Below are 19,187 nucleotides of genomic sequence, written 5' to 3'. Positions count from 1 at the left end.
GGACGGGGCTGTGTGACGAATACGGTGTTCCCCGCGCCAGCGGGGATAAACCGTGTCCAATTAACCCAAACTTTGCGCGCTTAATATGTTCCCCGCGCTAGCGGGGATAAACCGGGATATGTGAAGTTCAGGTAGCCCATTACGCAGTGTTCCCCGCGCCAGCGGGGATAAACCGTTGATCGAGAGTGCGAAGAGGCAGAACGGGCAGTGTTCCCCGCGCCAGCGGGGATAAACCGCAGGTTATGCGCAAAAATTAATTCATATTATAGTGTTCCCCGCGCCAGCAGGGATAAACCGGACGAGTTCTGGAAATGGTTAGCTGATAAAGAGTGTTCCCCGCGCCAGCGGGGATAAACCGCGTTCATCGGCAGCGTCACGCAATATGAAGATGTGTTCCCCGCGCCAACAAGGATAGCCGTTGCATAATCATAATCTGTGTACCAGTAATGGCAGCTACAAACCTGTAAAGTAAAAAGGCCGCGTTTTCCCGGGGAGGCTTTTAGACAGGAGAAGGCCATGGCGTTAAGGATCAGGGTATTGCTCGAAAATCATAAGGGAGCTGGAGCGGATAAATCGTTGAAGGTCCGGCCAGGGTTAAGCCTGTTGGTCGAGGATGAGTCTACGTCTATCTTGTTCGATACCGGCCCTGATGGCAGTTTTATGCAAAACGCGTTGGCGATGGGGATCGACCTGTCCGATGTGTCTGCTGTGGTGCTTTCGCATGGTCATTACGATCATTGCGGCGGCGTGCCGTGGCTTCCTGATAGCAGTCGAATCATCTGCCATCCCGATATTGCACGTGAACGTTATGCAGCAATGACTTTTCTTGGTATTACCCGAAAAATAAAAAAATTGTCGTGTGAGGTGGACTATTCACGCTATCGAATGATGTACACGCGTGACCCCCTGCCGATTGGCGAAAACTTTATCTGGTCAGGGGAAATACCGGTGGTCGCGCCTGAAGCCTACGGCATTTTTGGCGGCCACGATGCGGAGCCGGACTCTATTTTGGATGAGGGCGTACTGATTTACCAATCGACAAAAGGATTAGTCATCATTACGGGATGCGGGCATCGGGGGATCGCAAATATTGTCCGGCACTGTCAGAATATTACTGGTATAAAGCGGAGTTACGCGCTTGTCGGCGGATTTCATCTCCGCTGCGCATCACCGTTCACGCTGTGGCGAGTCAGGCGCTTTCTGCAAGAACATAAACCTGAAAAACTATGCGGTTGTCACTGTACAGGGGCCTGGGGGCGGTTGTGGCTACCGGAAATAACCGCACCTGCAACCGGTGATGTACTGCGCTTTTAACACCACGCGCTGGACTGTTTTCACTGATGAAACGTCGTGTGGATAGGCTGGAATCAATTTGACATCCAGCCCACGCGTTAATAAACCTTATTCGCCGCGATAGACGCAGCCGGCTGTACAGGTCTCTTTCACCATCACGGCGCTCAGTAGCGGCACGACGGGCTTAACCTGATCCCAAATCCATTTTGCCAGCACTTCGCTGGTGGGATTGGACAGCCCTGGAATATCATTCAGATAGTAGTGATCAAGACGATCGTAAGTCGGTTTAAACGCCGCTTTGAGATCCGCGAAATCCATAATCCAACCGGTATGCGGATCGACTTCACCGGTAATTTCGAGACGCACCATAAACGAGTGTCCGTGCAGGCGGCCGCACTTATGCCCTTCAGGCACGTGAGGCAGGCGGTGAGCGGCTTCAAAGGTGAAATCTTTATACAACGTGGTGGACATGATGAACTCTCAGGCAATAAAAAAACCGCCGTAGGGTACCGGAAAGCGCATTTTTTATCATTAACTAAAACCATTCTCCGCCTTGTGACGGGCAATTAATTTAAGAATTTCCAGAAAATTTAATAATTATCAATCAATTATAAAATCGATTTTGGCGTTAATAACGATAACTAAAACAGGTTAGTTCATTTGGTTATTTGTTATTTCCAACCCTTCTTTAATTGTTATTCCTCTCACCGTTAACCTTATCCTCAGTTTGGGATTTATCGCTTATACATTTCATCTTTCAAGCCGCATCTGTGTTGACTGCGTTTACTCACCCCAGTCACGTATTTATGTACGCTCCTGGGGCGCGATCAGCTTACGGCGAACTTGAATGATTTTGTGTATAGATCCGCTTTGCTTACTGGAACATAACGACGCATGACGACACCGGCTCCACTGACTGGGTTGCTTCCGCTTAATCCGGAGCAACTGGCGCGCCTTCAGGCCGCGACAACCGACCTTACTCCCGAACAGCTTGCCTGGGTCTCCGGCTATTTTTGGGGCGTACTGAACCCGCGCTCAGGCGCTGTTGCCGTCACGCCTGTTCCTGAGCGGAAGATGCCGCGGGTTACGCTTATCTCCGCTTCGCAAACCGGCAATGCGCGTCGTGTGGCGGAAGCGCTGCGTGATGATCTGCTGGCGGCCAACCTTAATGTGACACTGGTGAACGCCGGCGACTACAAATTCAAACAGATTGCCAGTGAAAAACTGTTGGTGATAGTGACGTCCACCCAGGGAGAAGGCGAGCCGCCGGAAGAGGCCGTCGCGCTGCATAAATTCCTGTTCTCCAAAAAAGCGCCGAAACTGGAAAACACCGCTTTTGCCGTGTTTAGCCTCGGCGACACCTCTTATGAATTTTTCTGCCAGTCCGGAAAAGATTTCGACAGCAAACTGGCGGAACTGGGCGGTGAACGTCTGCTCGACCGTGTCGATGCTGACGTTGAATATCAGGCAGCTGCCAGCGAATGGCGCGCCCGCGTGGTTGATGTTCTGAAGTCTCGCGCACCTGTCGCGGCACCTTCGCAATCCGTCGCTACTGGCGCGGTAAACGACATCCACACCAGCCCCTATACTAAAGACGCGCCGCTGATCGCGACCCTCTCCGTGAATCAGAAAATCACCGGTCGCAACTCGGAAAAAGATGTGCGTCATATTGAGATTGATTTAGGCGACTCCGGCCTGCGCTATCAGCCGGGCGATGCGCTGGGCGTCTGGTATCAGAACGATCCGGCTCTGGTGAAGGAGCTGGTTGAGTTGCTGTGGCTGAAGGGCGATGAGCCGGTGACGGTTGACGGTAAAACCCTGCCGCTCGCCGAAGCGCTGGAGTGGCACTTCGAGCTGACGGTGAATACCGCCAACATTGTTGAGAACTACGCGACCCTGACGCGCAGTGAGTCGCTGTTGCCATTAGTGGGCGACAAAGCGCAGCTCCAGCATTACGCCGCGACCACGCCCATTGTTGATATGGTGCGTTTCTCTCCGGCACAGCTGGATGCTCAGGCGCTAATCGACCTGCTGCGTCCGCTAACGCCGCGTCTGTACTCCATCGCCTCCGCACAGGCTGAAGTGGAGAGCGAAGTGCATATCACCGTTGGCGTGGTTCGTTATGACATTGAAGGCCGCGCCCGCGCCGGTGGCGCTTCCAGCTTCCTCGCCGACCGCGTGGAAGAAGAGGGCGAAGTTCGCGTCTTTATTGAGCATAACGATAACTTCCGCCTGCCAGCTAACCCGGAAACGCCGGTGATCATGATTGGCCCCGGTACCGGCATCGCGCCGTTCCGCTCCTTTATGCAACAGCGCGCGGCGGAAGGGGTGGAAGGTAAGAACTGGTTGTTCTTCGGCAACCCGCACTTTACCGAAGATTTCCTCTATCAGGTGGAGTGGCAGCGCTACGTGAAAGAGGGGGTGTTAAGCCGTATCGATCTCGCCTGGTCACGCGATCAAAAAGAAAAAATTTACGTACAAGACAAGCTGCGTGAACAGGGCGCCGAGCTGTGGCGCTGGATCAATGATGGCGCGCATATTTATGTCTGCGGCGACGCCAGGCGCATGGCCGCAGATGTCGAAAAAGCATTGCTGGAAGTGATCGCTGAATTCGGCGGTATGGACCTCGAATCGGCAGATGAATATTTAAGTGAGCTGCGCGTAGAGCGCCGTTATCAGCGAGATGTCTACTAATGAGCGAAAAACATCCAGGCCCACTGGTGGTCGAAGGTAAACTGTCCGATGCCGAGCGCATGAAGCTGGAAAGCAACTATCTGCGCGGCACCATTGCGGAAGATCTGAACGACGGTCTCACCGGCGGTTTTAAAGGCGATAACTTCCTGCTGATACGCTTTCATGGCATGTATCAGCAGGATGACCGCGATATTCGCGCCGAGCGTGCGGCGCAGAAGCTGGAGCCGCGCCACGCGATGCTGCTGCGCTGCCGCCTGCCGGGCGGGGTGATTACTACGACGCAATGGCAGGCGATCGATAAATTCGCGGCGGATAACACGATTTACGGCAGTATCCGTCTGACCAACCGCCAGACCTTCCAGTTCCACGGCATTCTGAAGAAGAACGTTAAGCCGGTGCACCAGATGCTGCACTCGGTGGGGCTGGATGCGCTGGCAACCGCCAACGACATGAACCGTAACGTGCTGTGTACCTCTAACCCGTACGAGTCTCAGCTGCATGCTGAAGCCTACGAATGGGCGAAGAAGATCTCCGAACATCTGCTGCCGCGCACCCGTGCGTATGCGGAGATCTGGCTCGATCAGGAGAAGGTCGCGACCACCGATGAAGAACCGATCCTCGGGCAGACCTATCTGCCGCGTAAATTTAAAACCACGGTGGTGATCCCGCCGCAAAATGATATCGATCTGCACGCCAACGACATGAACTTTGTGGCGATTGCCGAGAACGGCAAGCTGGTCGGCTTTAACCTGCTGGTGGGCGGCGGTCTGTCTATTGAGCATGGTAATAAGAAAACCTACGCTCGTACGGCCAGCGAGTTTGGCTATCTGCCGCTGGAGCACACCCTGGCGGTGGCCGAAGCGGTAGTGACGACGCAGCGCGACTGGGGTAACCGTACCGACAGGAAAAATGCCAAAACCAAATACACCCTTGAGCGCGTGGGACTGGAGACATTTAAAGCGGAAGTCGAGCGTCGCGCGGGGATCAAATTTGAGCCGATCCGCCCGTATGAGTTTACCGGGCGTGGCGACAGGATTGGCTGGGTGAAAGGCATTGATGATAAATGGCACCTGACGCTGTTTATTGAGAACGGCCGTATCCTGGATTATCCGGGGCGTCCGCTGAAAACCGGCCTGCTGGAGATCGCGAAGATTCATCAGGGCGAGTTCCGTATCACCGCTAACCAGAACCTGATTATTGCCAGCGTGCCGGAAAGCCAGAAAGCGAAGATCGAGACGCTGGCGCGCGACCACGGGTTGATGAATGCGGTGAAACCGCAGCGTGAAAACTCAATGGCCTGCGTGTCGTTCCCAACCTGCCCGCTGGCAATGGCGGAAGCCGAGCGTTTCCTGCCGTCGTTCACGGACAAAGTGGAAGCGATTCTGGAAAAACACGGCATTCCTGATGAGCATATCGTGATGCGCGTGACCGGCTGCCCGAACGGCTGTGGCCGCGCGATGCTGGCGGAAATTGGCTTAGTAGGGAAAGCGCCTGGTCGTTATAACCTGCATCTTGGTGGCAACCGCATCGGGAGTCGTATCCCACGGATGTATAAAGAAAATATCGCCGAGCCGGATATTCTGGCCTCGCTGGATGAACTGATTGGGCGCTGGGCGAAAGAGCGTGAAGCGGGTGAAGGCTTCGGCGACTTTACGGTGCGTGCGGGCATCATTCGCCCGGTGCTCGATCCCGCGCGTGATTTCTGGGAATAACCTGAATTGCCGGATGGCGTCTGTGTAGGCCTGATAAGCACAGCGCCATCAGGCAAGGCAAACAGTGAGGAACTCATGTCCCAACTCGATCTCAACGCATTGAATGAATTGCCAAAAGTCGATCGCGTAATGGCTCTGGCGGAAACCAACGCCCAACTGGAAAAACTGAGCGCCGAAGAACGCGTGGCCTGGGCGCTGGAAAATCTGCCCGGCGAATACGTGCTCTCCTCAAGCTTTGGCATCCAGGCGGCGGTGAGCCTGCACCTGGTGAACCAGATTCGCCCGGATATCCCGGTGATCCTCACCGATACCGGCTATTTGTTCCCGGAAACCTACCAGTTTATTGATGAGCTAACGGACAAACTCAAACTCAACCTGAAAGTTTACCGCGCGGGCGAAAGTCCGGCCTGGCAGGAAGCGCGCTACGGCAAGCTGTGGGAGCAGGGCGTTGAGGGCATTGAGAAATACAATGAGATCAACAAAGTCGAGCCGATGAACCGGGCGCTAAAAGAGCTGAAAGCGCAGACGTGGTTTGCGGGTCTGCGTCGCGAGCAGTCCGGCAGCCGCGCGCATTTACCCGTTCTCGCTATCCAGCGCGGCGTGTTTAAAGTGCTACCGATTATCGACTGGGATAATCGCACCGTTTACCAGTACCTGCAAAAGCATGGCCTGAAATACCATCCGCTGTGGGATCAGGGCTATCTGTCGGTGGGCGATACGCACACCACCCGCAAATGGGAGCCGGGTATGGCGGAAGAAGAGACACGCTTCTTCGGGCTGAAGCGCGAGTGCGGGCTGCATGAAGGGTAATTGTCCTTACGCGGTATGATTATACTTGCTGCTATGAAAAATCCGGCAGGCAGCCGGATTTTAAATTGGTTATATTACTGACTATCTTTATGTCAGTAATATATTACGACTGCACCCATCTTTACCAATGTGCAAAGAACGTTCATGGGTTAGATATAGTTTTTCAAGAATTACATCAATAAACATTTTTTTTGCATGATAGTCGTTATAATCCTGATTAAGTTTTTTTAAAAAACCAGAATTTGTTGGTTTAAACTCTGAAAACGGTGAATAGCTATGTAGTAAATAGGAGATGCACGGATGCATCATGCTAAAAGCGACTTCACCTTGTACCTCCTGATAACCTATTTTGCAAAACTGAGTCGTAGGCTCAAAGTTACCGGCATTAATACAGGCCAGCATTGATTTTTCATCTGCAGTAAGTGAGTCCTGCCATTCGACAAGCGGGTGGTCTGGAGCCTCTGCGGGACGCATCATCTCATAAACCGCCGTTTTGATTTGTGCATTTCCCGTCACTTCTTTTCGTAGAGTTGAAATCGACTCCTGAAGTAATTCCGGGTGCCAGGTCATCTTCGAACCAATCACCTCACATATTTGTAAAAATAATTGTCTCTCCTCTCTACTCATAGATTCTATCACTGCATCATCTGATATATTAAGGATGTCCTTAATATTGCTTTGGCTGATCACCGTGTCGCCGACCATAAGTAAAAATTGTGTCTGAGAAGCGTCCATCTTGATAGTAAACAGATCTTGATGAGCCGGGCAGGCCAGATGTTGTAGCCGTTTAAAGGCGTAAATTTTATTTATATCCTCTACGTTAACTTCCATCTCTCCAGGTTCACCACGGCCCTGCCCGTGAATGATGGAGTGTAACACTTCCAGCGCATGGTCCTTTTTTTCCGCTCTAAAATGATCCTGGACTTTATCCCAACCCCCCATATGGATTGCTTTTTCTTTATCTGCGCTTAACAGATGAGCAAGCCGACTTTCATTAAGCGTATAATTTTGATGATTACCGAAGCTTAAAGTGACTGGCATAATATTTTCCTTCAAATTTATATTATTCAATATCCGGAGTAAAATATATCGTTCAATTCTCTCTTTTTTATTAAACAGATAAAGTTTACTACAGGAGAGAATTTGAACGACATTATTAATACAGCACATTTATGGTTGGTAATCCTTTGTGGTGACGATAATTCAGACAAAAGGTAGATGATTCGCCGCAAATGGTCGTTTTTTTTAAATTTTGGTTTATGCAGAAGGCATTGGAGGAAGCCTCTTTGAGCGCTTCTTCCAGAAGAAAAAGGCGGAAAAATTTATAATAATTATTCGTGGGGTAAATATTTCTGAAGAATATATAAAATTGAGCGGGCATATTTAAATATAATCTCAGGAAGTGCAATTTTTGTGAGGTATATCAACAAAAAAGACCATTAAAAAGGCGTAGAGTGCTTTTATTATCCACATGCTGGAGTTTACGTGTCGATATATCACTATTGGGGAAAGTCTCGACGAGGAGAAACTGACGGCGGTGATGATTACCATTTGCTTTGCTGGCATTCTTTAGATGTTGCGGCTGTGGGTTACTGGATGGTGATAAATAATATTTATTTTATTGACCACTATCTAAAAAAATTAGGCATCCAGGATAAGGAGCAGGCGGCGCAATTTTTTGCCTGGATTTTATGTTGGCATGATATTGGAAAGTTTGCTCATTCCTTCCAGCAACTATACCGTCATGAGGCTTTAAATATCTTTAATGAGCCTACACGGCATTATGAAAAAATCGCGCATACCACGCTGGGATACATGTTGTGGAACTCCTGGCTAAGTGAATGCCCTGAATTGTTTCCTCCTTCTTCGCTTTCAGTTCGTAAAAGTAAGCGCGTTATGGCGCTTTGGATGCCAGTCACTACAGGTCATCATGGACGCCCTCCAGAGGCAATCCAGGAGCTGGACCATTTTCGCCAGCAGGATAAAGACGCGGCAAGAGATTTTCTTCTGAGAATAAAAGCGCTCTTTCCTTTAATTACTTTGCCTGAAGCCTGGGATGAAGATGAGGGTATCGACCAATTTCAGCAACTTTCCTGGTTTATTTCCGCTGCGGTTGTACTGGCTGACTGGACTGGTTCTGCCAGCCGTTATTTTCCGCGTACTGCGGAAAAAATGCCTGTTGATACCTACTGGCAGCAAGCTCTCGCTAAAGCACAAACTGCCATCACGCTATTTCCCTCAGCGGCGAATGTGTCTGCCTTTACGGGCATAGAAACGCTTTTCCCTTTTATTCAGCATCCCACACCGTTACAACAAAAGGCGCTTGAGCTGGATATCAACGTGGATGGCGCCCAACTCTTTATTCTTGAAGATGTCACCGGGGCCGGAAAAACAGAGGCGGCGCTCATATTAGCTCATCGACTGATGGCGGCAGGTAAAGCGCAGGGACTCTATTTTGGACTGCCGACAATGGCGACAGCCAACGCGATGTTTGAACGTATGGCGAACACCTGGCTGGCGCTGTATCAGCCGGACTCCCGTCCCAGCCTGATTCTGGCGCATAGCGCGCGTCGCTTAATGGATCGTTTCAATCAGTCAATATGGTCGGTCACTCTTTCTGGTACGGAAGAACCCGATGAAGCGCAGCCTTATAGTCAGGGATGCGCCGCCTGGTTTGCCGACAGCAATAAAAAAGCGTTGTTGGCGGAGGTTGGCGTAGGCACGTTGGATCAGGCGATGATGGCGGTAATGCCATTTAAACATAACAACCTGCGGTTACTGGGTCTTAGCAACAAGATCTTACTGGCTGATGAGATCCATGCCTGTGATGCCTGGATGTCCCGAATACTTGAAGGTTTGATCGAACGGCAGGCCAGTAATGGCAACGCCACTATTCTGTTATCTGCGACGCTATCGCAGCAGCAGCGAGATAAGCTGGTGGCGGCATTTTCCCGTGGGGTGAGGCGTAGTGTGCAGGCGCCGTTGCTAGGCCATGACGATTATCCCTGGCTGACTCAGGTCACACAAACAGAGCTGATTTCTCAGCGGGTTGATACACGCAAAGAGGTTGAGCGTTGCGTAGATATTGGCTGGCTACATAGTGAAGAGGCGTGTCTTGAACGTATAGGTGAAGCAGTGGAAAAAGGAAACTGTATCGCCTGGATACGTAACTCCGTTGATGATGCGATTCGTATCTATCGCCAGCTTCAACTGAGTAAGGTCGTCGTCACGGAAAACCTTTTACTCTTCCATAGTCGCTTTGCTTTTTACGATCGTCAGCGGATTGAGTCACAGACGCTGAATCTCTTTGGCAAACAGAGCGGCGCGCAACGTGCCGGTAAGGTCATTATCGCCACGCAGGTCATCGAACAAAGTCTGGATATTGACTGCGATGAGATGATCTCTGATTTAGCGCCGGTGGATTTATTAATTCAGCGGGCCGGTCGACTACAGCGTCATATTCGCGATCGTAACGGTCTGGTGAAAAAGAGTGGGCAGGATGAGCGAGAGACGCCAGTGCTGCGCATTCTTGCTCCGGAGTGGGATGACGCGCCGCGAGAGAACTGGTTATCCAGCGCCATGCGTAACAGCGCCTATGTCTATCCCGATCATGGGCGCATGTGGCTGACACAGCGCATATTACGTGAGCAGGGGACGATTCGGATGCCGCAATCTGCCCGATTGTTGATTGAGTCGGTCTACGGCGAGGATGTCAACATGCCGGTTGGATTTGCAAAAACCGAGCAATTGCAGGAAGGCAAATTTTATTGCGACCGGGCATTTGCCGGCCAGATGCTGCTTAACTTTGCGCCGGGCTACTGTGCTGAAATTAGCGATTCTTTACCGGAGAAAATGTCAACGCGGCTGGCGGAAGAGTCTGTCACGCTGTGGCTGGCGAAAATCGTGGATAGCGTCGTAACCCCTTATGCCAGCGGTGAACACGCCTGGGAGATGAGCGTGCTGCGAGTACGTCAGAGCTGGTGGAATAAACATAAAGACGAGTTTGAAAAATTAGACGGCGAACCCTTGCGTAAGTGGTGTGCGCAACAGCATCAGGATAAGGATTTTGCCACGGTGATTGTGGTGACGGACTTTGCCGCTTGTGGTTATTCGGCGAATGAGGGATTGATTGGCATGATGGGGGAATAACGAATACAGATATGGACAATTTTTCACTTTTAACAACGCCCTGGCTCCCCGTCCGTTTCAAAGACGGTTCCACGGGCAAGCTGGCCCCCGTCGATCTGGCGGATGAAAACGTGGTGGACATCGCCGCAACGCGAGCAGATTTACAGGGAGCGGCTTGGCAGTTTCTGTTGGGATTGCTGCAATGCAGTATCGCGCCGAAAAGATACAAAAATTGGGAGGATATCTGGTTTGATGGATTGCATGCCGATGTGCTCCATAAGGCATTAGCACCGTTAGAACACGCTTTTCAGTTTGGCGCGGAAACGCCGTCTTTTATGCAGGATTTTGAACCGTTAAGCGGCGAAAAAGTCTCTATTGCCTCATTGTTGCCGGAAATACCTGGCGCGCAAACCACGAAGTTCAATAAAGATCATTTTGTCAAACGCGGCGTAACGGAACGTTTTTGTCCGCACTGCGCGGCGCTGGCGCTGTTCTCGTTGCAGCTTAACGCGCCTGCGGGCGGCAAAGGCTATCGTACCGGGCTGCGCGGCGGCGGGCCACTGACCACGCTGGTTGAATTGCAGGAATATCAGGGCGAGCGGCAAACGCCGCTCTGGCGCAAGCTGTGGCTCAACGTGATGCCGCAGGATACTGCGGATCTGCCTTTACCAGACCAGTGTGATGCGACCGTTTTCCCGTGGCTTGCCGCGACGCGGACCAGCGAGCAGGCGAATGCCGTTACCACGCCGGAGCAGGTCAATAAACTCCAGGCGTACTGGGGGATGCCGCGTCGTATCCGCCTGGATTTTGCCACCTTACAGTCAGGTTGCTGCGATATTTGCGGCGCTGAAAGCGATGAGCTTCTTGGCTTTATGACCGTCAAGAACTACGGCGTTAACTACGATGGCTGGCGGCACCCGCTGACGCCTTATCGCGCCCCGGTAAAAGATCAAAACGCCTTCTTTTCCGTTAAACCGCAGCCCGGCGGCCTTATCTGGCGCGACTGGCTGGGATTAAGTCAGAACAACCAGACGGAAGCGAATTACGAATCTCCCGCGCAGGTAGTCAAGGTGTTTAACGCCCGCTCGCTGACTGACGTTAAAGCGGGGATCTGGGGCTTTGGCGCGGATTTCGACAATATGAAAATCCGCTGCTGGTATGAGCATCACTTCCCGTTGCTGATGACGGAAGGTCTGATCCCTGATTTACGTAAGGCCGTGCAAACTGCGGCCCGCCTGTTGAGCCTGCTTCGCAGCGCGCTCAAAGAGGCCTGGTTTGCCGATGCGAAGGGTGCTCGCGGTGATTTCAGTTTTATCGACATTGATTTCTGGAACCTGACGCAGGGACGTTTTCTCAACCTGATTCACGATCTGGAAAACGGCCACAAGCCGGACGAAAGGCTGAATAAATGGCAAAGAGAACTTTGGCTGTTTACCCGTCATTACTTCGATGATCACGTCTTTACCAACCCCTACGAGAGCAGCGATCTGGAACGCATCATGACCGCGCGCAAGAAATATTTTACGACATCGGCGGAAAAACAAAGTGCAAAAGCCGCCAAAGCAAAGAAACAGGAGGCTGCTGAATGAGTGTTGTGACGAAAGATGATAAAGCCACTTTGCGTCAGTGGCATGAGGAACTACAAGAAAAACGTGGATTACGTGCCAGCTTACGACGTAGTAAAACGGTGAATGATGCCTGTTTGGCTGAGGGGCTTCATTCATTGTTAATGCAAACACATTCTTTATGGAAAAACAAAGCACCCTGGAATGTTACTGCATTGGCAATCACAGCGGCACTGGCTGCACATATCAAATTTATTGATGAGCAAAAGAGTTTTGCTGCGCAGCTTGGACAGAAGAAAGGTGGCGACACTCCGGTGATGTCAAAATTACGCTTCTCCCACCTATTAGCGGTAAAAACGCCGGATGAACTGCTGCGCCAGTTACGGCGTGCGGTGAAGCTGTTAGATGGTTCGGTCAACCTGTTTTCTCTTGCAGACGATATTTTCTGCTGGTGCCAGGAGCAGAATGACTTGCTGAACCACCATCGCCGCCAGCAGCGGCCAACCGAATTTCTTCGTATCCGCTGGGCGCTGGAATACTACCAGGCCGGCGATGGCGATACCGATAACGAACAAGATTAACAGGGATATCTTTATGACAACGTTTATTCAGCTCCATTTACTGACCGCTTACCCCGCCGCTAACCTGAACCGTGATGATACCGGTGCGCCAAAAACCGTGGTGCTTGGCGGAGCAACACGTCTGCGTATCTCCTCTCAGAGCCTGAAACGCGCCTGGCGTACATCTGAGTTATTTGAACAGGCATTAGCTGGCCATATTGGTATTCGTACTGGTCGCATTGCTCGTGAGGCGGCGCAAATCCTCGTTGATAGCGGCATTGACGCCAAAAAAGCGGTTGAGTACGTCAAGAACATCGCCAACTGCTTTGGCAAGGTAAAAGAGGATAAGAAACCCAAAGATGAGTTGACGAATGCTGAAACCGAGCAACTGGTGCATATCAGCCCTGCTGAGTTTGAGGCCGTGAAAGCGCTGGCGCGCCGTCTGGCAGAAGAAAAACGTCCGGCAACAGAAGAGGAAGCAGAACTGTTACGTCACGATCGCATGGCCGTCGATATTGCCATGTTTGGCCGGATGTTAGCGAAGAAAACTGATTTTAACGTGGAAGCCGCCTGCCAGGTCGCCCACGCCTTCGGCGTCAGCGAAACGATCATCGAAGACGATTTCTTTACCGCTGTGGATGACCTACGCCAGGCATCGGCAGAAGATGCAGGCGCAGGCCATCTCGGCGAAACCGGCTTTGGCTCCGCGCTGTTTTACACCTATATCTGCATCGACAAAGATCTGCTGGTGAAAAACCTGAACGACAATGAAGAACTGGCAAACAAAACGCTGCGCGCCTTTACTGAAGCGGCGCTGAAAGTGTCGCCGACCGGCAAACAGAACAGCTTTGCCAGCCGTGCCTATGCCTCGTGGGCGCTGGCCGAAAAAGGCACCGACCAACCACGTTCACTGGCGGCCGCGTTTTATGAACCGATCAACGGTACAGACCAATTGAACGTTGCGGTTAAGCGTATTACATCGCTGCATAAGAATATGAATAAGGTTTATGGCCAGCGGACTGATACCGCCAGTTTCGACGTGATGAATCAGCAGGGAAGCATGGAAGACGTGCTTGACTTCATCTGCGCGTAAGGGGCGGCTTATGAGCCAATATCTGGTTTTTCAGCTTCACGGGCCGATGGCCTCCTGGGGCGTGGATGCGCCAGGCGAAGTGCGCCACAGCCATGAGCTACCCTCGCGCTCGGCGCTGTTGGGGTTATTAGCTGCGGCGCTGGGAATTCGCCGCGATGAGGAGGAACGGCTAAACGCCTTCAATCGTCATTACCAATTTTTGCTGTGCGCCAGTGGCAACCCGCGCTGGGCGCGGGATTATCACACGGTGCAGATGCCGAAAGAGGTACGTAAGGCACGTTACTTCAGCCGCCGTGAAGAGTTGCAGGATCCTGAATTACTGAGCGCGCTGATTTCCCGACGCGACTACTACACCGACGCCTGGTGGATGATCGCTGTCAGCGCGACGCCGGACGCGCCTTACACGTTGGCGCAGCTTCAGACGTCGCTACAACATCCTGTATTCCCGCTGTATCTGGGGCGCAAAAGTCACCCTCTGGCGTTGCCGCTTGCGCCGCAACTGCTGGAAGGGAGTGCGGCGGGTGTCCTGCGTGAAGCATATCGTTGGTATCAGGATCAATTCAATGCGCTGAAACTGCCTCTCCCCAGATTACAGAACGAATGCTGGTGGGAAGGTGAACACGATGGCTTAACGGCGAGCAAAATTTTACGTCGTCGCGACATGCCGTTGAGCCGCCAGCAATGGCTGTTCGGTGAACGTAGCGTGAATCAGGGGCCGTGGCTCCGCAAGGAGGACGCGTGTATCTCTCAAGAATAACGCTGCACACCAGCGAGCTTTCGCCGGCACAGCTCTTGCATCTGGTGGAGCGCGGCGAGTACGTGATGCACCAGTGGTTATGGGATCTCTTTCCCGGCAGCAAGGAACGGCAGTTTCTTTATCGCCGCGAAGAGTTACAGGGCGCGTTTCGCTTTTTTGTTCTCTCACAGGAACAGCCTGCCGCCAGCGCGATTTTTGACGTGCAGACTCGCCCATTTGCGCCAACGCTGAGCGCGGGGCAGACGCTGCGGTTTAACCTGCGCGCCAATCCGACGGTTTGCAAAAACGGCAAGCGTCACGATTTGCTGATGGAGGCGAAACGCCAGCGTAAAACGCAGGGTGATAGCCAGGATATTTGGTCTTATCAGCAGCAGGCGGCGCTGACGTGGTTGGCGCGCCAGGGGGAGCAAAATGGCTTTACTCTGCGCGAGGCGAGCGTTGATGCTTATCGGCAGCAGCAGATACGTCGCGGGAAAGATCGGCAGATGATTCAGTTTAGCAGCGTGGACTATACCGGCGTGCTGGTGATTAACGAACCCGCGCTTTTCCTGCAACGTCTGGCGCAGGGGTTCGGTAAAAGCCGGGCGTTTGGCTGCGGAATGATGATGATCAAACCTGGAGACGACGCGTGACGTTCGTGCCGCTCAACCCGATCCCGTTAAAAGATCGAACCTCAATGATCTTCCTCCAGTACGGTCAGATTGACGTGCTGGATGGGGCATTCGTGCTGATCGATAAAACGGGAATCCGCACGCATATTCCCGTTGGTTCGGTCGCTTGTATCATGCTGGAACCGGGAACGCGGGTTTCCCATGCGGCTGTGCGTCTGGCATCGACGGTGGGAACGCTGTTGGTGTGGGTGGGCGAGGCGGGAGTGCGGGTTTATTCCTCCGGACAACCCGGCGGCGCACGAGCCGATAAGTTGCTTTATCAGGCAAAGCTGGCGTTAGATGATGACCTGCGGCTGAAGGTGGTGCGCAAAATGTATGAACTGCGTTTTCGCGAACCGCCGCCCGCCCGTCGTTCCGTTGAGCAACTGCGCGGTATTGAAGGATCCCGTGTGCGGGCGACCTATGCATTGCTGGCGAAGCAGTATGGCGTGAAGTGGCATGGTCGTAACTATGATCCGAAAGACTGGGAGAAGGGGGATGTCGTCAACCGATGTATTAGCGCGGCGACATCGTGCCTGTACGGGATTTCAGAAGCGGCTATCCTGGCGGCGGGATATGCGCCAGCTATCGGTTTTATCCATAGTGGTAAGCCGCTTTCTTTTGTTTATGACATTGCCGATATCATCAAATTTGAATCGGTGGTGCCCAAAGCATTTGAGATCGCTGCTCGTCACCCGGCGGAACCTGATAAAGAAGTGCGCCTGGCCTGCCGTGATATTTTTCGCAGTTCGAAGCTGACCGGAAAATTGATCCCACTGATCGAAGAGGTGCTCGCTGCCGGTGAAATTGAACCACCTCAGCCTGCGCCGGATATGTTGCCGCCAGCAATACCGGAACCTGAATCACTGGGTGATAGCGGCCATCGGGGGCATGGTTGATGAGTATGGTGGTTGTGGTCACGGAAAACGTACCGCCGCGCCTGCGGGGACGTCTTGCCGTCTGGTTACTCGAGGTTCGTGCAGGTGTTTATGTTGGCGATACCTCGAAGCGTATTCGGGAAATGATTTGGCAACAGATCACACAGCTTGGCGGAGTCGGAAACGTAGTAATGGCCTGGGCAACAAATACTGAGTCTGGTTTTGAGTTCCAGACCTGGGGTGAAAACAGACGTATTCCGGTAGATTTGGATGGACTGCGTTTGGTTTCTTTTCTTCCTGTTGAAAATCAATAAGTTGAATGTTCTTTAATAATAAGGAATTGTTATCTTACCGTTGGTAGTTTGTTATGTAGTAAAAAAGGGCTTTTAGAACAAATATATAGTTTTAGTGTGTTCCCCGCGCCAGCGGGGATAAACCGTGAGCAACGACAGTAAATAATTTTTCGTGCTGGTGTTCCCCGCGCCAGCGGGGATAAACCGAACCGCTGGCGGGCTGATTGGTCTGCAACCACGTGTTCCCCGCGCCAGCGGGGATAAACCGAACCGCTGGCGGGCTGATTGGTCTGCAACCACGTGTTCCCCGCGCCAGCGGGGATAAACCGCAACCAGGCTGGATCGTAACTCCTATCCCCTCGTGTTCCCCGCGCCAGCGGGGATAAACCGCCAGTGGGCGTAGCCAGCTCATCGCTATTTTGCGTGTTCCCCGCGCCAGCGGGGATAAACCGCGTTGCGGATTATCGTTAAGACTGAAGGAAGTGTGTTCCCCGCGCCAGCGGGGATAAACCGCGTCACTACCGAGACCGAGACCGAGACCGAGAGTGTTCCCCGCGCCAGCGGGGATAAACCGCCGCTGACGCACTGGATCAACCTGACGCAACGGTGTTCCCCGCGCCAGCGGGGATAAACCGTTGCAGGGCGATATTGTTGTTGGTGAATGGGAGTGTTCCCCGCGCCAGCGGGGATAAACCGCGTCGCGGAAAATTTCGCATTGACGATAAAGAGTGTTCCCCGCGCCAGCGGGGATAAACCGTTACGTGTTTATTCATCTGTTGCATTAGATTCGTGTTCCCCGCGCCAGCGGGGATAAACCTGAGGCGTACAGGCTGTTAGATGAGAAATTACCGTGTTCCCCGCGCCAGCGGGGATAAACCGTGGATTATCTGTATTTTACGGAAGTGGGCGCGGTGTTCCCCGCGCCAGCGGGGATAAACCGGTCGTTCATCAGGCACTACCGGCACTTTCTGGGTGTTCCCCGCGCCAGCGGGGATAAACCGATATTCGCCGCTTTCCATTTACCGAACGTAACGTGTTCCCCGCGCCAGCGGGGATAAACCGCCACGTTCGGCGATGTTGGCCCCATCGGTCCAGTGTTCCCCGCGCCAGCGGGGATAAACCGAAACGGTAGTGTTTTAAAACCGTTTCGAGGTGCGTGTTCCCCGCGCCAGCGGGGATAAACCGAATAAGGCGCGGTGCCACCCTCGGCTTTAATTGTGTTCCCCGCGCCGACGCGTTCCAGCGCACGTTACTCGATCGTGTTCCCCGCGCCAGCGGGGATAAACCGAGCCGTTTCCGCTAAATACCCCCGCAGTGATTGTGTTCCCCGCGCCAGCGGGGATAAACCGTTCTTGAATATGATTGCGGGTATATGTGGATAGTGTTCCCCGCGCCAGCGGGGATAAACCGTCTGGTTATAACATCGCAGCAAAATCAAAAGAGTGTTCCCCGCGCCAGCGGGGATAAACCGTGACGAGGTGCGAGCGATGGTATCAAGGCCTAGTGTTTCCCGCGCCAGCGGGGATAAACCGGGTTAACCAGGGGTTTTTCCCCACTATTTCGCGTGTTCCCCGCGCCAGCGGGGATAAACCGAGGGGCGTTCCGCAGTCGACAAGGGCTGAAAAATGTTCCCCGCGCCAGCGGGGATAAACACGTTTCACCAGCATATCAGGACGTTTTTTCCGCCTTCGCCAGCTCTTTTACCAACGGCAGCATTATCCGCACTACATCGCGGCTACGGCGCTCAATCCGCCCTGGCAGCGCCTTGTCAATATGCTGTTGATTATCAAGCCGTACGTCGTGCCAGCTATTACCGTTCGGGAAGGAGGCATTTTTCACGCGTTGCTGGTATCCGTCTTTTTTACCCAGATTCCAGTTCGTCGCCTCAACAGAAAGCACAGATATTCCCGCTTTATCGAAAACCTCCGCATCATTACAGCAACCCGTTCCTTTGGGGTAGGATGGATTGCGTCCCGGATTGGTGTTGGCGGCGATGCCATAACGGCGCGCAATCGCTAATGCCCGATCGCGGGTCAGTGTACGCACCGCTTCCGGCGTATTTTTCCCGCTATTAAAATAGAGCTTGTCGCCAACAATCAGGTTATCGAGATTAATGACCAGCAGCGTATTTTTCTTCTCAGCGTCACTCATTCGTTTGAGTAAATTTTCCGCGCCTAGCTTTCCCTCTTCTTCCCCGCTGGTGGCGATAAAACGAATCCCGTAATGGGTCGGTATATCTTTCAGACGCGCCGCCAGTTCCAGCATAACGCCTAATCCCGCGGCATTATCATCCATTCCCTGTAACGTTAAACCGCCCAGATTGGCATCGACATCAGCGTCGCTCTGCGGAGCGTACGTATCCAGATGCGCCATAATGATGATCTGTTGCGGCACGCGCCCTTCATGGGCGGCGATGACCGTACTGCCCGTCACGTTATGCCAGTTTTTGCGATTATCCTTCGTGGTATAAATAAATCGGCTATTAAACGTTCGAATATCGCTTTGGTATCCCATCTGGGTAAATTGTTGGCGTAAATAATCGGCAGACAACATCTCGGCGGGGGAGCCCGTCATTCTCCCGGGAAAAAAGGTGGCGATATGTCGTGCCTGAGTATTCGCTATTTCACCAGGCCCTGGTGATGCTGCTTGTGCAGGAAGGATAAAGCCTACGCCGAGCGCCAGAATGACGGCAAAGCGGCGCGTTGCGGAAAACATAATGAGTCCTTAAATACAGAACAAAATTTTACGTGGCTA

General features: G+C 52.7%; 15 protein-coding genes and 16 other annotated features. Of the genes, 12 read left to right on the top strand and 3 right to left on the bottom strand.

Annotated elements, in window-relative coordinates; translation table 11 throughout:
* Positions 1 to 508: 508 nt before the first annotated feature.
* Positions 509 to 514 (top strand) — a ribosome-binding site (putative RBS for STM2950; RegulonDB:STMS1H003005).
* Positions 509 to 1,314, top strand: a protein-coding gene (locus STM2950; RefSeq protein ID NP_461871.1) for a putative metal-dependent hydrolases of the beta-lactamase superfamily II. Within the gene, positions 517 to 1,314 belong to an annotated coding region; the region does not span the whole gene. Its footprint overlaps the feature before it by 6 nt.
* Before the next feature lie 87 nt (positions 1,315 to 1,401).
* Here the strand turns inward: STM2950 and ptpS are convergent.
* Positions 1,402 to 1,764 carry a putative synthase gene (gene ptpS, locus STM2949; RefSeq protein NP_461870.1) on the bottom strand — a complete coding sequence of 121 codons (363 nt, stop codon included), beginning with the start codon at positions 1,762 to 1,764 and terminating at the stop codon, positions 1,402 to 1,404.
* Positions 1,765 to 1,987: 223 nt separating this feature from the next.
* Positions 1,988 to 2,030, top strand: a protein binding site (putative binding site for CysB, RegulonDB: STMS1H000127).
* 92 nt (positions 2,031 to 2,122) lie between these two features.
* Positions 2,123 to 2,131, top strand: a -35 signal (putative -35_signal for cysJ; RegulonDB:STMLTH004567).
* Between ptpS and cysJ the strand changes: the two genes are divergently transcribed.
* The 3 genes from cysJ (at position 2,123) to cysH (ending at position 6,509) form a co-directional block, all read left to right on the top strand.
* Positions 2,123 to 3,987, top strand: a protein-coding gene (gene cysJ, locus STM2948) for a sulfite reductase, beta (flavoprotein) subunit (RefSeq protein ID NP_461869.1). Within the gene, positions 2,188 to 3,987 belong to an annotated coding region; the region does not span the whole gene. (Overlaps the previous feature by 9 nt.)
* Positions 2,142 to 2,150, top strand: a -10 signal (putative -10_signal for cysJ; RegulonDB:STMLTH004567). It overlaps the preceding gene by 9 nt.
* Positions 2,171 to 2,176 (top strand) — a ribosome-binding site (putative RBS for cysJ; RegulonDB:STMS1H003004).
* Positions 3,974 to 3,979, top strand: a ribosome-binding site (putative RBS for cysI; RegulonDB:STMS1H003003).
* Positions 3,974 to 5,699 (top strand): NADPH dependent sulfite reductase, alpha subunit gene (gene cysI / locus STM2947; RefSeq protein ID NP_461868.1). Within the gene, positions 3,987 to 5,699 belong to an annotated coding region; the region does not span the whole gene. The genes cysJ and cysI overlap by 14 nt, the downstream gene beginning before the upstream one ends.
* A gap of 66 nt (positions 5,700 to 5,765) precedes the next feature.
* Positions 5,766 to 5,771 (top strand) — a ribosome-binding site (putative RBS for cysH; RegulonDB:STMS1H003002).
* Positions 5,766 to 6,509 (top strand): 3'-phosphoadenosine 5'-phosphosulfate reductase gene (gene cysH, locus STM2946; protein ID NP_461867.1). Within the gene, positions 5,775 to 6,509 belong to an annotated coding region; the region does not span the whole gene. It overlaps the preceding feature by 6 nt.
* A gap of 87 nt (positions 6,510 to 6,596) precedes the next feature.
* Here the strand turns inward: cysH and sopD are convergent.
* Positions 6,597 to 7,557, bottom strand: a protein-coding gene (gene sopD / locus STM2945; RefSeq protein NP_461866.1) for a secreted protein in the Sop family; transferred to eukaryotic cells. Within the gene, positions 6,597 to 7,550 belong to an annotated coding region; the region does not span the whole gene.
* Positions 7,552 to 7,557, bottom strand: a ribosome-binding site (putative RBS for sopD; RegulonDB:STMS1H003001). It overlaps the preceding gene by 6 nt.
* A 426-nt stretch (positions 7,558 to 7,983) precedes the next feature.
* Positions 7,984 to 7,989: a ribosome-binding site (putative RBS for ygcB; RegulonDB:STMS1H003000), on the top strand.
* Here sopD and ygcB point away from each other — a divergent pair.
* The 8 genes from ygcB to ygbF all read left to right on the top strand — a co-directional run bounded on the left by ygcB (position 7,984) and on the right by ygbF (position 16,454).
* The gene (gene ygcB, locus STM2944; RefSeq protein ID NP_461865.1) for a putative helicase occupies positions 7,984 to 10,658 on the top strand. Within the gene, positions 7,995 to 10,658 belong to an annotated coding region; the region does not span the whole gene. Its footprint overlaps the feature before it by 6 nt.
* 11 nt (positions 10,659 to 10,669) lie before the next feature.
* A complete protein-coding gene (locus STM2943; protein ID NP_461864.1) occupies positions 10,670 to 12,226 on the top strand; it encodes a putative cytoplasmic protein in 1,557 nt (518 codons plus the stop codon).
* Positions 12,215 to 12,220 (top strand) — a ribosome-binding site (putative RBS for STM2942; RegulonDB:STMS1H002999). It overlaps the preceding gene by 6 nt.
* The gene (locus STM2942; RefSeq protein ID NP_461863.1) for a putative transposase occupies positions 12,215 to 12,783 on the top strand. Within the gene, positions 12,223 to 12,783 belong to an annotated coding region; the region does not span the whole gene. Before STM2943 ends, STM2942 begins: the two co-directional genes overlap by 12 nt.
* Positions 12,784 to 12,789 (top strand) — a ribosome-binding site (putative RBS for yghJ; RegulonDB:STMS1H002998).
* Positions 12,784 to 13,855 (top strand): putative cytoplasmic protein gene (yghJ, locus tag STM2941; RefSeq protein ID NP_461862.1). Within the gene, positions 12,797 to 13,855 belong to an annotated coding region; the region does not span the whole gene. Its footprint overlaps the feature before it by 6 nt.
* Positions 13,854 to 13,859: a ribosome-binding site (putative RBS for STM2940; RegulonDB:STMS1H002997), on the top strand. Its footprint overlaps the gene before it by 2 nt.
* The gene (locus STM2940; protein ID NP_461861.1) for a putative cytoplasmic protein occupies positions 13,854 to 14,612 on the top strand. Within the gene, positions 13,866 to 14,612 belong to an annotated coding region; the region does not span the whole gene. (Overlaps the previous feature by 6 nt.) The genes yghJ and STM2940 overlap by 2 nt, the downstream gene beginning before the upstream one ends.
* Positions 14,583 to 14,588, top strand: a ribosome-binding site (putative RBS for ygcH; RegulonDB:STMS1H002996). Its footprint overlaps the gene before it by 6 nt.
* The gene (gene ygcH / locus STM2939) for a putative cytoplasmic protein (protein ID NP_461860.1) occupies positions 14,583 to 15,244 on the top strand. Within the gene, positions 14,594 to 15,244 belong to an annotated coding region; the region does not span the whole gene. The genes STM2940 and ygcH overlap by 30 nt, the downstream gene beginning before the upstream one ends.
* Positions 15,228 to 15,233: a ribosome-binding site (putative RBS for STM2938; RegulonDB:STMS1H002995), on the top strand. Its footprint overlaps the gene before it by 6 nt.
* The gene (locus tag STM2938; protein NP_461859.1) for a putative cytoplasmic protein occupies positions 15,228 to 16,161 on the top strand. Within the gene, positions 15,241 to 16,161 belong to an annotated coding region; the region does not span the whole gene. Before ygcH ends, STM2938 begins: the two co-directional genes overlap by 17 nt.
* Positions 16,146 to 16,151: a ribosome-binding site (putative RBS for ygbF; RegulonDB:STMS1H002994), on the top strand. It overlaps the preceding gene by 6 nt.
* Positions 16,146 to 16,454, top strand: a protein-coding gene (gene ygbF, locus STM2937; RefSeq protein ID NP_461858.1) for a putative inner membrane protein. Within the gene, positions 16,158 to 16,454 belong to an annotated coding region; the region does not span the whole gene. Before STM2938 ends, ygbF begins: the two co-directional genes overlap by 16 nt.
* Positions 16,455 to 18,101: 1,647 nt before the next feature.
* Here ygbF and iap read toward each other — a convergent pair.
* Positions 18,102 to 19,159 (bottom strand): aminopeptidase in alkaline phosphatase isozyme conversion gene (gene iap / locus STM2936; RefSeq protein ID NP_461857.1). Within the gene, positions 18,102 to 19,148 belong to an annotated coding region; the region does not span the whole gene.
* Positions 19,154 to 19,159, bottom strand: a ribosome-binding site (putative RBS for iap; RegulonDB:STMS1H002993). (Overlaps the previous gene by 6 nt.)
* Positions 19,160 to 19,187 lie beyond the last annotated feature (28 nt).

Source organism: Salmonella enterica subsp. enterica serovar Typhimurium str. LT2 (assembly GCF_000006945.2).
Taxonomy (GTDB): Bacteria; Pseudomonadota; Gammaproteobacteria; order Enterobacterales; family Enterobacteriaceae; genus Salmonella; species Salmonella enterica.
This window is presented reverse-complemented; position numbering and strand designations above follow the sequence as displayed.